The 14,129-nt window shown below is 58.2% G+C and carries 4 protein-coding genes; all 4 read right to left on the bottom strand.

Annotated elements, in window-relative coordinates:
* Window positions 1–1,205: 1,205 nt before the first annotated feature.
* The 4 genes from U5771_RS26800 to U5771_RS26785 all read right to left on the bottom strand — a co-directional run bounded on the left by U5771_RS26800 (window position 1,206) and on the right by U5771_RS26785 (window position 13,316).
* Entirely contained in the window at window positions 1,206–1,751 is a 546-nt protein-coding gene (locus U5771_RS26800) for a hypothetical protein (RefSeq protein ID WP_322026760.1), read from the bottom strand.
* A 23-nt stretch (window positions 1,752–1,774) separates the two neighbouring features.
* Complete coding sequence (locus tag U5771_RS26795) at window positions 1,775–3,529, bottom strand: ShlB/FhaC/HecB family hemolysin secretion/activation protein (RefSeq protein ID WP_322026764.1); 1,755 nt, start codon at window positions 3,527–3,529, stop codon at window positions 1,775–1,777.
* 83 nt (window positions 3,530–3,612) lie between these two features.
* Entirely contained in the window at window positions 3,613–4,026 is a 414-nt protein-coding gene (locus U5771_RS26790; protein ID WP_322026759.1) for an Imm41 family immunity protein, read from the bottom strand.
* A gap of 5 nt (window positions 4,027–4,031) precedes the next feature.
* The gene (locus tag U5771_RS26785; protein ID WP_322026758.1) at window positions 4,032–13,316 is read right to left on the bottom strand and encodes a hemagglutinin repeat-containing protein; all 9,285 of its coding nucleotides are present in this window, start codon (window positions 13,314–13,316) and stop codon (window positions 4,032–4,034) included.
* Between the last annotated feature and the right edge of the window lie 813 nt (window positions 13,317–14,129).

Raw genomic sequence — 14,129 nt, 5'->3', positions numbered from 1 at the left:
CATGTACCTCTCGGACTCAGCGCTTCAGCAGCGCGCACCTTCCTGATCCTGCGAATGCAAAGGCGGTCTTGTCAGTTCCGACTTTCACGCGCTCGACGAACGCGCTCGCCGAGCCATCATTGCAAGTAGGAACGCACTCGGTCATCGCACGATTGCCCCCCGACATGCGAACGTCAGTAATGGTACGGAAGAAGGAACGTTCATCTTCGCCAATCGAACGGCCGTTTCCTGGTGCGAAGCCGACGACCGAGTGACCGGACGAAGTCACGGACGAACGTCGCCTCGTGGCCGGAACCCGGTCATCGAAGGCAGCGCGGCACTCGCCCACTTGATCGGCGCCCGGATGACATAGTCGGTTTATATTGCCGAAGTGCCGGAACGTTGGCGCTGGAGTGGTTGACGACTTATACGGGAAGGTCGATTTTTTGAGGGGGTGAAGTTGGGCGCGCCTCATGTGGCGCAACGGCGGCAAACCCATATCGGCGCTCGCCGACACGCTCAATGGAGGATTCGGCCATCGGCAGGAATCGAACCGTTTGAGTCACTTGATCGGCGCGGGCACCAGTCCGCTGTCTTATCGACATGAGACATTCCCACGTAGCGTTGCAGTCACTAGTATCAATACGCTCCACGCAGCAGGTGGCGCGGCCTGGTCGCTCGTCGGGCTCATAACCCGAAGGTCGCAGGTTCAAACCCCACCCCCGCAACCAATAAAATCAAAGGGTTACAAGCGATCGCGCTGTAACCCTTTGTGCTTTCTGGCTCCCGTGTACCCCCGGTGTAACCCGCCGCAGCTTCTATCCTCCCGCGCCAACCGCCCCTTGTTGCTCGTCAGAGACGGTGTGCGCGAACGCCAATCAGGCTTGATCGTCAGGGCCAAGTACACGCCGCCGACGCTTGACCGCAACGACCGACACAGCCGTCGTAGGCTGCGGCGCTACGTTCTCCGGCATATGACGCGCTGAGCGATCATTGCGCGCCACCCGTTCCGAGCGCCGTCGCCCAGATAGCCACAGATGCACGACAGGCCCCTTCGTCCGTGGTCTGTCTTCCTGCGTCGCTGGCAGCGCGAATTTCATGTCTGGCGAACGTTTGTCTTTCATGATGCATGACGCCCCTAACCAGAACTATGCGGTAAGTTGGAAGCCGAGCGTAACGCGCGGCCGGAAAGCCGGACGCCTCGTGGACCGGCATACAGTGTCGAATCAATCGCTTTGCGGCGTACTTGCGCCCTGACATTCCCGCACACCCTTCACATCGACCACTTCAGCATTGACGTGCTCGTCTACGACAGATAGTTTTCGAACATTGAGCCGAAAAAAACCGGTTGCCTTGCTCGCGAACACTTCGTAGTCTCTGCCGGCTTGAGGGATGAACGTACCAGCGTCATGTTCAGGAATGTTCGCATGTATCCCCGTGAGCCGGTGGACCGAGATCGTCAACGGCTGGTTGGCCTTGATCACGTACTCATCGTAGTAGCGGTAGGCATCTTCCGGGACCGGCATTCCAATTGTCGTATTAGCGAGATTCAGTAGGCGTGGCTTCGAGACCCAAGTGCCGCTGTAACCAAAGCGGAGGGGACGCGCCTTGGTTTCACACGTTGAGTTGAAGAAAAATTTCGTAGTCACGCCGAAATACACACGAATGCGTGCGTCGTTGACCGGATCGTAGGCGACGCTCTGCGCGTTGTGCGATGCGCAGCCTGCGAACAGGACGCAAAGACTGATCACCGATAACGTGTTTCGAAGCATGACAGATTCCCTATACGACGCTCTTAGAATTGCGAGGTGAGCTGGAATCCCACCGTGACGCGAGCGGTTGGGAAGCCGGACGGTTTGTAGACCGGCGTGCCCGCAAACAAGTCGTACCCGTATGAACCGAAGCGCGTGCCGATACTGCCCTTGACGCCGATCACGGCACCGGCCAATTGCGTCCCGACGAGCAAGACCGGTTGCGGCCCCCACACTCGGCCGTAGTCCAGCCCCGCGTAGATTGCCTGACCCGTTTGGCCGATCGGCATTTGCAGCTCGTTACGCCAGCACAGGCCACGCGCCGCCGCCAGCATTGTTTCGCCGTCGAAGCCGCGCACCGTGTAGCGGCTGCCGATGGTCAAGTCATCGATGTAGTACAGCGTGTTACCTGTGTACTGACCATGAACGCTCGTCACGTAGCGGAACGGCTGCTTGGCGATCGCGAACGGCACCGACAGATTCGCATCCAGTACCGCCATTCTGTAACGGTAGGTCGGGCCGCCACCGGCCGCGAGTATGTCGTCCCGCGCGCCGAGACCACCGACGCCCTGACGATAGGCCAGCGTGCCATCGAATTGCGCCCCGTCGAAGTAGTGACGATCGGTCAGGCCAAGTTCGATGACCGTGTTGTTGCGACGCTGCTGCGTGATTTCCGTGTCTTCGATGAAGCTTTCGCCGAAGCGACGCGACAGGCGGAAGTACCCGCCGAACACATCGTTCTGGCTGCGCAGCAGCACGCGCGCCAATTTGAAATCCAGCGTCTTTGAATTGCCACTCGCAACGAACGTCTGGTTCACGCCGGCGATCTGTTGATAGTAGGTGTTCGTGTACGCCGCAATCGTAGCGGTCCAGTAGCCCCACGGAATCGAATAGAAGCCGTTCCAACCGTGTGACCCAAGGCGCTTATCGCCAAGTTCGAGGTCTTGACTGACGCCGACGTTAAACACGTCGTTCAAGCCCAACGGGTTATCGATGCCGATCGACAGATTGCCCTGCAGTCTGCCCGTTGCGCGTGTGCCTGAATTGTCGATCGATGCGACGACGGTCCACGGCTTGCCGCGCTTCACGTCCAGCACCACATCGCTTTGACCCGGTTGGTCAGCGGGTACGATTTGCATCGACACGTCCTGACTGGTGACGCGCTTCATTTGCTCCAGACCTTGTTCGAGGTCGCGCAGGTTCAGCACTTCGCCGTCGCCGCTGGGGAACGCGGTCTTCCAGGTGCCACGCAGTTTCTCGTCGGAAAAGCGCACGTGTCGGATGACACCCGGAATCAATGCGAGCGTCAGCGTACCGGTCGTCAAATCCTGTTCCGGCAGCAATACGCGCGTCGTGACGTAGCCGCGCGCCAAGATTTCGCGGGAAAGGCCCTTAACGATCGTATCCACGCCTTGTTTGCCGACACACTGGCCCGCGTAGTGGGCGAGCCATTCGCGTGCAAAGGCGAAGCGATCCATCGGCAGTGCGGATGCACCAGCCGACTTTGCAGCGTCGGGAAACGAATCCGGTACGTCGAGCGCAAAGCGGTCGATACGGAAACACAGCTGTTCGCCCGGCAGCGGCGGATAGGTTTCGGCGTGCGGCACGTCCGAACGCACGGAAGGGGCGCGTACCTCCGCGTCGCGCTGTTGCGTGTCGCGTTGCTGCTGCGCTTGCCGGTCCTGTTCCGCGTTCGCACGTGCGGCGGCAGCGCGGTCGGCCGGCGTGGGGGCCTGCTGTGCGTGTACCCCGAACGATACCAAGGCTGTGAGCAGCAAAGCCGCCAGCCGTTTTGCCATTTTCATTATTTTTCAAATTCCTGAATAAAGCTATTTCGCGGAATCTATTTTTAATCGACGCTGTCAATCTGCGACGCAATCACTCACAAAGAAGAGTCTCCTTTGGAGAATAGCGGATTTTCTTCTTCAAACATCGATTGGTCTGGGAAATTATTCAAGAAAAAACCCTCGAAGACCAGTCTAATTCTCTCGCGAAATTCATAAACCTCGCCCCTTGTCAGATTTTTAATTTCAAAAGAATCACCCTGATCAAGGTGCGAACTTATTGAATTCATTGCATAACTAAAGATATAAAAAATTGGGCCACTCAAATTATCTCCATCGCTTTGCGCGCCGGTGAGATCGTAAAGGGCTCGCTCAACAAGCCAGTACTGATCCTTCTGCCAGATACCTTGTTCATGCAGCATCGCAATAAAGGATAATTCATCGTATTCGCGGGAGCGCACCCAGTTCCTTTCAATAACGCTCCGCGAAGCGCCATACTTGATTGTCTGCATATACATCACTTAATATTGAGTTTTCGCCCAGAGCCGGCATCGGTCTTGCCTTGATTTACCGACCCGTCCAAATTCACAACGCTCTTAAAGTTACCCTTGCTATCGAAAATTTCAAGATGGTCTTTGTGCAATCCATCCAGATAGACGAGATCTCCCTTTTTGATGTTATCGCCGACATTAGAGGTAACCTTATAAACACTTTGACCTTGAAATTGATAGTTTGTCTTCTGTGTTGCCTCCCCCAAATCCGAACCAAATCCCGGAGAGTTGAGGAACTGCTTCATGTTGCCTACGCCCCCTTGATTGGGGTTGTACGTACTTGTAATTACACTGGTAACGAGGTCACCTAAAGTGGCCCACTGATCCGGAATGATTGCTGTAGTGAGGTCATGAAGCGTCTTCGCCACGGCCTCAGGACCGGACAATTTACCATCCGGCGTTGCGGACCCGAGGTCTGTCGTTGGGTCAACGATAGCAGCATCGTCTTTGGTTCGCTGTTCACCCGTATATCCGCCCATCCCTTTAGGAACATAGGAGGAGCCCCCAACAGTATTGCCGATCACCGGTGGGGCCAGTTGGTTGTTCTCAACTTCGATCTTTGAGGCACCAGCCGCCGTCGCTGCATTCTGTCCGGAGGCTGCTGCAACGGCAGTAACCAGACTCGTCACCAGATTTTCGCGCTGGTCGCGTTCGCTCGCTGTCAATTGGCTTGCCGGTGCCATCAACGAACCGAGAACCGAACTCGCGGCTGCGCCCATCGCGCCCGAGCCGCAGCTCTGGCTGCTCGCTGCTGCACCCGCACAGCCGACGATCGCGTGAAGCGCCGCACGTGCCGTTTCACCAGTGGCAGTACTGTCCTTGTCCAGATAGTCGGCGATCTGTTTGACGCCATTCGTGCCGAGTTCTTGCAGGTATGCCACCGTGGCACTTTGCGCAAACTGGCCGACACCACCCGTCACGTTTCCGCCCGCCGCAACGGACAGTGCGGTTAGCACCTGACGATACGTACCGTTCGGCCCCCAATCTGCATTCAGTTGGTCTGCGGTTTGCTGCGCCGCTGCGCGTTGCTCAGGCGTCAGTGATTGGTCTTTCGCCGCCTTCGTTGCGGCGTCCGCTTCGGCTGCGCGATTCGACACGAACGTCCCGACTTCGTTAATGAACTGGCTCGTAATATCAAAGCCGGCCTGAATCTTGCCCTTGTCGAAAATCGGCGCGAGCGCGCCGCCCGTATTCGACGTATCGTGATTGACACTCGCGACCGTTTCGTCGGCCGTCTTACCCGTCAGTTCTTGTTGCTTGGCGCTATCCGTGATCGTCAGCGAACCGCCGCTAATGCCGCTACGTGTCGTGGAATTCGCATCGCCCGAAGCACCGAGTGCGACGGGGGGCTTTGCGCTCCAACCTCCTGTGCCATAACCGGCAGAAAGCCCGACCTGCGACGCGTCATAAGATGCATGATTCTCGATATCGCTCGTCGTCAGTGTCGCCGTCGTCAGACTATTCACGCCGTCCTGTACGGCCTTGTCGCTACTCGCAATAACGCCGCCCTTGAGGTCAGTATTGCCCGTGACCTTGACCTGATAGCCGCCGTCGCCCGCCTTGATACCTGATTGCTCGGACACGGCGGCGTAGTCGCTGTGCATCTTCTGCTGACTGAAATTGGCCGATCCGCTTGACGTGCCGTAGCAGAACGGGGGCACACACACACTGATTGACACACCCGCACTCTGTTGCTTTGAGTCGTACTTGCTCGTGTCTTGCAAGCTCTGAACATTCAGATTTCCGCCTACGTCGGCCACGACTTGCTTGCCGGATGCGACGGCACCGACAAGATTCATATCGCCACCGGAATCCAGTGTCAGCTTGTTGCCAGCCGCAACGTGTGTATTCGTATAGGTCGTGTCGCTTCCGTTGCCATTCCCTCTATTACCCGACACCCCGAGTTGGAACGACAACCCGTTTTGCTGGCCAACGCCGAGGGTCACGCCGATACCCGCACTCGACCCACTGTTTTTACTGTTCTGGCTGTCCGTGTTTTGCGCGGCTTCAAGGTTGATCTTGCCGTCTGCCTTCAGCAATGCGTCATTGCCGGCACTGATCGTGCTGCCGAGCACGTCGATATTGCTGTTTGCGCCTGCGCCGGTCGCCGTGATAGATACGTTATGGCCCGCTGCAACCGTGCTGCCGACAGTCGTGTTGTAGGATGCCGTCGTACTGCTGTTGCTATGGCTTGTACCAAGCGACACGCTAACGCCGATATTTCCAACACCGCCGACGTTCGCAATCTCATCGATAGCATTCTTCGCAGCCAGTCCCGTCGTTGCAGCGGCAAGTGCGCCAAGACGAGCATCACCGTTGATGTGACGCGCGTCGTTTTTCATCTGAATACCGGTTTGCACGGCGTTGACAATCGTGCCGCTCAGACCGGCGGTAATGCCAGTTTGGCTAAACGACTGCTGTTCGCTTTGCGTGCCAGTGTCGTGTGCCACATCAATCTTCACAGTCTTGCCGTTAAGCTTCAGGTCGTTTCCAGCATGCAACGTGCTACCGGTTACGTGCAAATCGTTGCCGGACGTAATCGACAGGTTGCCGTTCAGCGAACCAACCATGCTGCCGACGTTCGTCACGCTCGTCGCCTGCTGCGCATCGGTGGTCTTGCGCACACCGATCGAATAACCCTGCAAACCACCGTCGAGCTGGTTCAACGGATTCAGGCCCGAGAGGAAACCGTAGTCGCGTTTCTCGTAGTAGCTCTGTGCGTTCTGCGTGTCCTGCGAAGTCTTGATGATCACATTGCCCGTCGCGTCGAGCTTCACATCATTCGTGCCGACGACGTTACTGCCTTGAATGGTCAGGTCCTTACCTGCATGCACCTGGACCGTATCCCCGGACAGGGTACTACCGACACCGATATTGGTTTGCGTGTTTTGCATTCCATCGGTTGTCGAACCGCTTACGAAACTGCCGCGCTTCGTTTGCACATCGCGGAAACTGTCGTGTTCTTCACGACTTTCGTTCATCGTGACGTTACCGCTTGCGTTGATCGTCACGCCACCCGGCGTAGCGCTGTTGGTGCCCGACGTTACCGTTGAACCGGTCAGCGTGACGTTGCCCTTCGTCGGATCGGTGGTATTGGCTGCCGCGAGCCCCGCATCGTGTCCGGCCGAAAACGTCGTACCCACCGCAGTCTGGTCGTAAGTGTGGTCGATTTCTTTCCGTGCACGACCATCAACAGCAACGTTGTTCAATTGCTGTTCGTCGGTGACGGTCGTTGCCGTTAGGTTGCCAAGCGCAACGACTGACAAATCCTTACCCGCCGACACCGCTGCGCCCTTAAATGTCGCATCATTGCCGCTCAATACGGTCAGGTTTCCATCCGCGTTGATGCCGCTGGTCACGTTCGTCGTCGTGGATTCTTCCCAATGTCGCTGATCATTCAGGCGCATCGATTGATTAGTCGTGGACTGAACCGTATCGACGTTGATATCCCGGCCAGCCGTGACAAGTGCATCACCGCCAGCCGACAGATTCGCACCGTGAAGCGTGAGGTCGCGGCCAGCCTGAACCGACAGGTCGCCGGTTGCCGCGATCGTGCCTTGCTGGCCGATCAAGCTCGTACTGACTTTGCTTACGCCCGATGCACCGGTCGCGCCTACGGCGTCAACCAGCGTCGCGTTAACGATATCCCGGCCGGCGCTGACGGCAACCCGATTGCCGGTGATCATCCCCGACGAATTCACAACGTCATTACTGGCCGATACGACCGTCGTGCCGTTCGTGGCGCTACTCGAAATCGTGCCACCGCGATTCAGGATATCGGTTGCGGTGAGCACGGTTTTCGTACCGCCCTTGATGACGCCCGAATTGGTCGTGCTGCCGACCGTATGGATTTCAACGTCATCGGCCGTGATCAATGCACCGGTCGGTTGCAGGTCGTTCGCATGGGTTTGCGACATGTAGACGACCGGGGCCAGCACGTGCGTCGTGCTGCCATCGGGCAGGGTCACGGTCTGGTCAACGAGCCACACGATATCGCTCGTCAGCGCATCCATTTGCGCGGCAGTCAACGACATTCCAGGCACCAAACCGAACGACTTCGCGTAGTTCGCGCCGTTCGTCATCAGGGCGCGGTATTCGTCTTCGGCACTGGCATAGCCCGGCAGGAAAGTACGACCCGTCAACTGCGTAATCTGGTTGCGCACCATCTGCTGTTCATACATGCCATCACCCAAGCGTTTTTCGATGCTCGCCGGGTTCAGGTTCAACTGGCCGAGCATGTAGTCACTCGAAATGAAATTCGTATAGCTCGTCAATCGTGGATCGGTGACGACCAAATACGGTTGCCCCGGTGCGGAATGAATCGAGTACATGCCGCTCGTGGGCAGCGTGATCGACAATGCGCCGGTTGCGCTCGCGACCGATTGCAGTGCGGGGACCGTTGTCGAACCGCTTGCCGCACCGACCTTGTTCAGCGTGCTACCCGACACGCCCTGATTAGCCGAATTGTTGCCGAGCGTGCCGCCCGTCGCACCGGTCGCGGAATTCTGCGCGGCGACGTTTTGGTTATTGACGCTCTGGCCGGTAATCGACACCGACTGATTTGCGATGATCGTACCGCCGGTGCCGCCGATCGCGACCGGCGTATGGACGACGGTCGGCTCTACGATCGTGCCGCGATCCTGCGTCGTGTCTTCGTTCCATGCATACATGGACACGATATTGTCGGTCTGGTACTGATACAGCGTGCGACCGACGTTGTTCACGACCGTGCCGCCGAAACTGCCGCTACCAACAGACCCGTTCTGCTGCGTGCTGCCGATTTGAATCGATTTTCCGGCCGTGATTACGCTGTAGTCGTTGTTGATCGTGCCGACGTTCGCCATCGTGATACTGCCGCCCGCGACGAGCTGCGCCTGCGGCGCCTGGCTCGTTACCTTGTCTTGCTGGGTCGTGGACGTGGTATCGCGCCAGATTTCGACACGCTGATAGCCGTTGTGACCGTCGCTGCGCGTCTTGTACTCCGTGTCCGGCACGTAGTTGACGTGCGGGTCGTATGCGTCCCAATAGTTGACCGTCACCGACCCGTCTGCGTTGGTCGTCAGCGTGTTGTAGTAAATCGTCTGCTGCTTGCCGTTCACGTTCACGACCAGCACCTTGTCGGTCGCGTTCGGCCCGGACGATTCCGATACAACCTGCGAAGGGCTATAGCTCGAGGTGAGCGCCGTCTTATAGCCGTTCACCCACATCGCCTGCGAGCAGCCGCCGTTCGGGTCCGCATTCATCGTCGCGCACACGATGTATTTCTGGCGCTTGGTTTGGTGCGAGGTGGTCGTCCCGGTCGTTACGGTCGTGACGGTGGGCGCGGGGCGCGAATTGGTGAACGTGCCCGCCGCGAGTTCGACGTTGCCTTGTGCTTCGATCGTGGATTGATCGTTCAGCACGTTCTGCGTGCGGTTCGCGAGCAAGCCGTTCGCGTCGCGCTGACCATTCGCCGCGATATTGATATCGCCGACGCTGAACAGGTTCGCACCGCCCGTATTCGACAATTGGTTCGTCGCGTACAGGTTCAATTGGTTGGCGGCGGCGAAGACGGCAGCGGCCCCGGTATTGTTGATCGTGGTCGCGTTCGACGTGACGTTGGAACCGATCACGGTGCCCGTATTGTTCAACGTCGTGCTGTTGGTCGTGACCGTATCGCCTTCGATCCGGCCTGCGTTGTCGATCGTGCCGCCATTCGCGTTGACCGTCGTGTTCGCGGAATTCAAATCCGCGCCGCTCTGGTTATCGACGTTCGCCGCATTCACAGTGAGCGCGCCATTGGCATCCAGCACGCCCTGGTTCGTCAGCTTGCCCGACGTGGTGAAATTCAGGTTGCCGTTTGCGTGCAGCCTGTTCGTTGCCGTCTGCGTGTAATCGCTCGCGAGCGTGATCGAGCCGTTGCGACCCGCGACGATGGAACCGTCGCCCGACAGCGTGCCGGTGTTCAACGTCAGGTCTTGACCACTACCGATCACGCCGCCCTGATTCGACAAGGTACCGGTCTGAATCGACACGCTTCCGCCGCTGCCGGCGTCATTGCCGATCTTGCCGGACGTGTCGTCAATCGATGCGGCCGTCAACGACAGTGCGCCGTTTGCCCGCACAGATCCGTTTCGGTTCGACAGCGCCGCGTTTGCACCGTTGAACGTCAGGTTGTTCGCGGCCGACAGCACGCCGCCGGAATTGTTTGCGTTACTGCCGACGTTCAACGTCAGGTCGTGGCCGGCCAGCGTCTGACCGCCTTGCGCATTCGTGAGCGTTTGCGCGGTCAGCGTCACATCTCCGTTTCCGCCGATCGTGCCGGCACCGGCTTTACCGGATGCGTCCGTGTTCGTGATCGACGCGCCGCCGTCGATCGTCGTCGCGCCCGTGCCGATATTTACGATTCGCCCGTCACTATTATCAATACTCGATCCGGACAATTGAAGCGTTGCCGTTGCGCCGTTCGCCTCGATTTGGCCGCCGTTATTGAGCACCGCACCTTGCGCCGCAACCTTGAGGTTGCCGTTCGCTTGAATCAGGCCGGCCGAATTCGCGAGCTGGCCGTTCGATTGCACGGACAGCGATCGTGCGGCCAGCAAAGAACCATTCGAATTGTCGACCGTGCCACTCGAAACCGACACGTCGCCGTTGCCGCCAATCGTGCCGCCTGCCGTATTCGTCAGCGCGTTCGTCGCCGTGACGGACAGTGCATCCGTGCCGAGTGCCTTAACGGCACCGCCATCGTTCGCCAAGCTATCGGCCGCGATCGTCAGCGCGTGGTTCGACTCGATGGAACCCGTTTTGTTGTTGATCGTGCCTTGGGATTTGATCGTTACGCTATCGGCACCGATGTAACCAGCCGCGCTGTTATCGAGCGATTGAACGCCGAGCGTGGCCTGTCGTTGAGCGGACAGGGTGCCGGCTTGATTCGACAACGCTGCGGCGGTCAGCGCCAGCGCGCCATTGGTCGCGATCGAGCCGCCTTGGTTCGACAATGCACCGGTCCCGATGGTCAGCGTCCCGCTACCTGCATGCGCGATTTTGCCGTGATCGTTAATCAGCGTCGCAGGAGTAAGACTCAGATCGGCGCTGTTCGTCTGTACCGTGCCCGAACTATTGTCGAGCGTGCCGGATACGGCGATGTTGGTCGGGTTCGTGCCGGTCTGCGTGATCACGCCTGAGCGGTTCGCGAGGTCGGTTGCCGTCAACGACAACTGGCTACCCTGAATCGACCCTGAACTGTTGTCCAGACTGGTCGCGCGAACGTTTGCTACCGCGCCGGCAGAAATGCCGCCGGATGCGTTAGCCAGGTGCGAGCCGGCATCGATCGATGCGTTCTGACCGGCCGTCAGCGAACCGCTACCGTTGTCGATGGACTGCGCGCCAACGGTCAAATCGGTCGCGGCGCTAATCGATCCTTGGTTTGCGAGTCTGCCGGCCTGTACCGTGACGGCACCATCGCCACCGATCACGCCGCCTTGCGCGCCGTTCGCGGTCGTGCCCGCTGCGTTCGTCAGCTGACTGCTCGTCGTGATGGACAAGCCATCGCTGTTCAGGGACGTTACGCGCCCGGCGCCGTTCTGAAGCGAGGCGGCGACCACTTTCATTTGGCCGGCGCTCTGGATGATGCCTTGCTGATTGCCGATCGCGCCGCCTTCCACGTCGGCCGTGCTCTGCGATACCAGCGTACCGGCCTGATTCGAAATCGCGCCGAATGTGTGAACCGTCAACGGGCCCTGCGACGACACTGTACCGCCTTGGTTGGACACGCTGCCCGCCGTCAGCGTGGCACCGCTCTGGCTGGACAGGCTGCCGTGGTCGTTGACGATCGCGCCTGCCGCGGTCGCGTTCAATGCGCCCTGTGCGCTGGTCGTCGCATTCGACAGGTTGATATCGCCCGCCGAAGCGTTCATATCCAACGTGCCGTTCGTCGCCGTCTTGCTGCCGGCCAGATTGACGCCGTAACCTTGGAGCGTCGCGTCACCGCCTGCGATGTTCTGGCCGGTCGCGGTCAATTGGCCCGTCGTCGTCACTTGGAGGTCACCGGCTTGCGTGACCGTGCCGTTGCTGTCGACGCCTGCGCCAATCGCGCCCGTCGAATTCAGCGAGCCGGCATTGATGCCAACGTTGTGCTGTGCGGCAAGTGTGCCGCTATTCGTCATGTCCGCGCCGGTACTCATCGACACGGATTGCTGGCTGTAAGTGGTGCCGTTGTTGTCGATGCCGCCGCCGGCCGACACCGCGACATTACCAAGCGAGCTAATCTTGCCCGACTGCACCAACCGCCCATCGGTCGTGAGCGTCATGCCGGCTGCGTCCGCCGAAAGCGTGCCGGCATTTTGGACACCGACAGCGCTGCCCGAACTGACCATAAAAATACGGTTGGCGTACATACCGCCGAGTTGACCAACGTCGATCGCAACCGCCGGGGCCGCGCCGTCCCCCTGAATCGGCGTCGCCGCGAGCGTGTCATGATTAACTTGATTCGAACCCGCGATTACGTTCAGATTTTTCGCATAAATGGCTGCATTCGTCTGAACGGCGCGCGCTATGATGTCAACCTGATCGATATTTGCCGCATTCAGGCCCGATCCGGATACGGTGACAAGCCCGCGATTCACGTTGAAACCCGCCACGGAACCGTCCGCACCGTAATACGGCACGCCAGTTGTCAACACGGCGCGCGAGGTATTAATAAATCCGCCGCCGTCGATTTGCAATCCAGCCGGATTGCTGATGATGAGTTCGGCTTTTTGCCCCGCAATCTCAACGAAACCGCGAATCGAGCTTGGATTATTGCTGTTGACTTGGTTGACGATGATTCGCGCGGCGTCGTTCGGCCCGAAGTTCGGGTTGCCGTTGATCATGCCGGCTTGCTGCGTGTTAACAATCGTGGGCGAATTATTCAATATCGCGCCAGATTTTGAAACATCGAACTGGTTATAAGTATTTAAAGATACACCCGCATTTCCGGGCTTATTAATATTTACCTGCGGCAATCCGTTTTGTGTCTGGATGACCGACGGCGCATTCGCGCCCGCGCCGACAATCTGCGCATTCGCCCACATGGGCGTTGCGCCCGCCACAACCAGTACCGCAAATGCAGCGTGACGCAGTGCGAAACTCGCCAGCATGCTTGGCACCCGGCTGTTGACCGAACACGTTGCCTCGCCCTTACTGACCTTCCCCGTTGCATGGGCGGTCTCTTCCACTGCCACCAACATACCGCGCACGCGGCTGAATACCAGTCGATATTGATTCTTGTTCATGTTTCTGGCCTACCCCGAAATTCGTGGTTCGCGCGTCACGCGCTTTTGTCGTTGAATGGTCTTCTAGAAAGTGAGCGCGCGACTATGAATACGAGTTAAAGAGTGTTAATCGTTGTGCAGTTGAGACGGGAACGTTTGCGCAAACGAACTGGATTTAATGCACTGCATTTGGCAATCGGGCACATTCTTCGTTTTTACGTATGACATGCAGTGCGTATGCTGTGCGCAAGGTATCCTCTTGCATACGCGCCTCGCGCTCCTACTGCTCGCTCAGTTGATGAATGGACGCCAGCAGTACAGCGTGATCAATATCGGGGCACTCGACTCGCGCTCCGTATCGAGCGCTTGCGGGCATTTTCCAGAGCAAGCTGCGCGATGGTTTCCAGCACAGCAACGTCGTTGGCCAATGCGAGGTAACGCTCAATCAGATTATCGTTTTGCAAAATCATACGTCCGGGTCTCTCGGAAGCTGTCGGCTTATTGGCTCGAAGCCACCGACATACGGCAATACGTGCGCGCGAACTAGTCGCGGCTGAACCGTACACGGGAAAGCGCGTTGCCGTCCATCGAAAGAACTTGATTTTTCAATCCTTGAAGATTGATGATTTTCAACAACTGTCAAAAATATTTAGGATTTATTTTTTGATAAAATAATCTCAAAATTTAAAGAAAGCTATTTTTTGACCGGTCAATCCGGCACGCAGCGGCACACTGAATGGGATGTTCATCCTTGGGCAGCGATCAACCCGTGTGAGCCGTTCAGCCAAAGTTCGCGACCGTCTGCCCGCCCACCTTCACGCGACGATCGGCGAC

Source organism: Burkholderia sp. BCC1977 (assembly GCF_905339595.1).
Lineage (GTDB): Bacteria > Pseudomonadota > Gammaproteobacteria > Burkholderiales > Burkholderiaceae > Burkholderia.
This window is presented reverse-complemented; position numbering and strand designations above follow the sequence as displayed.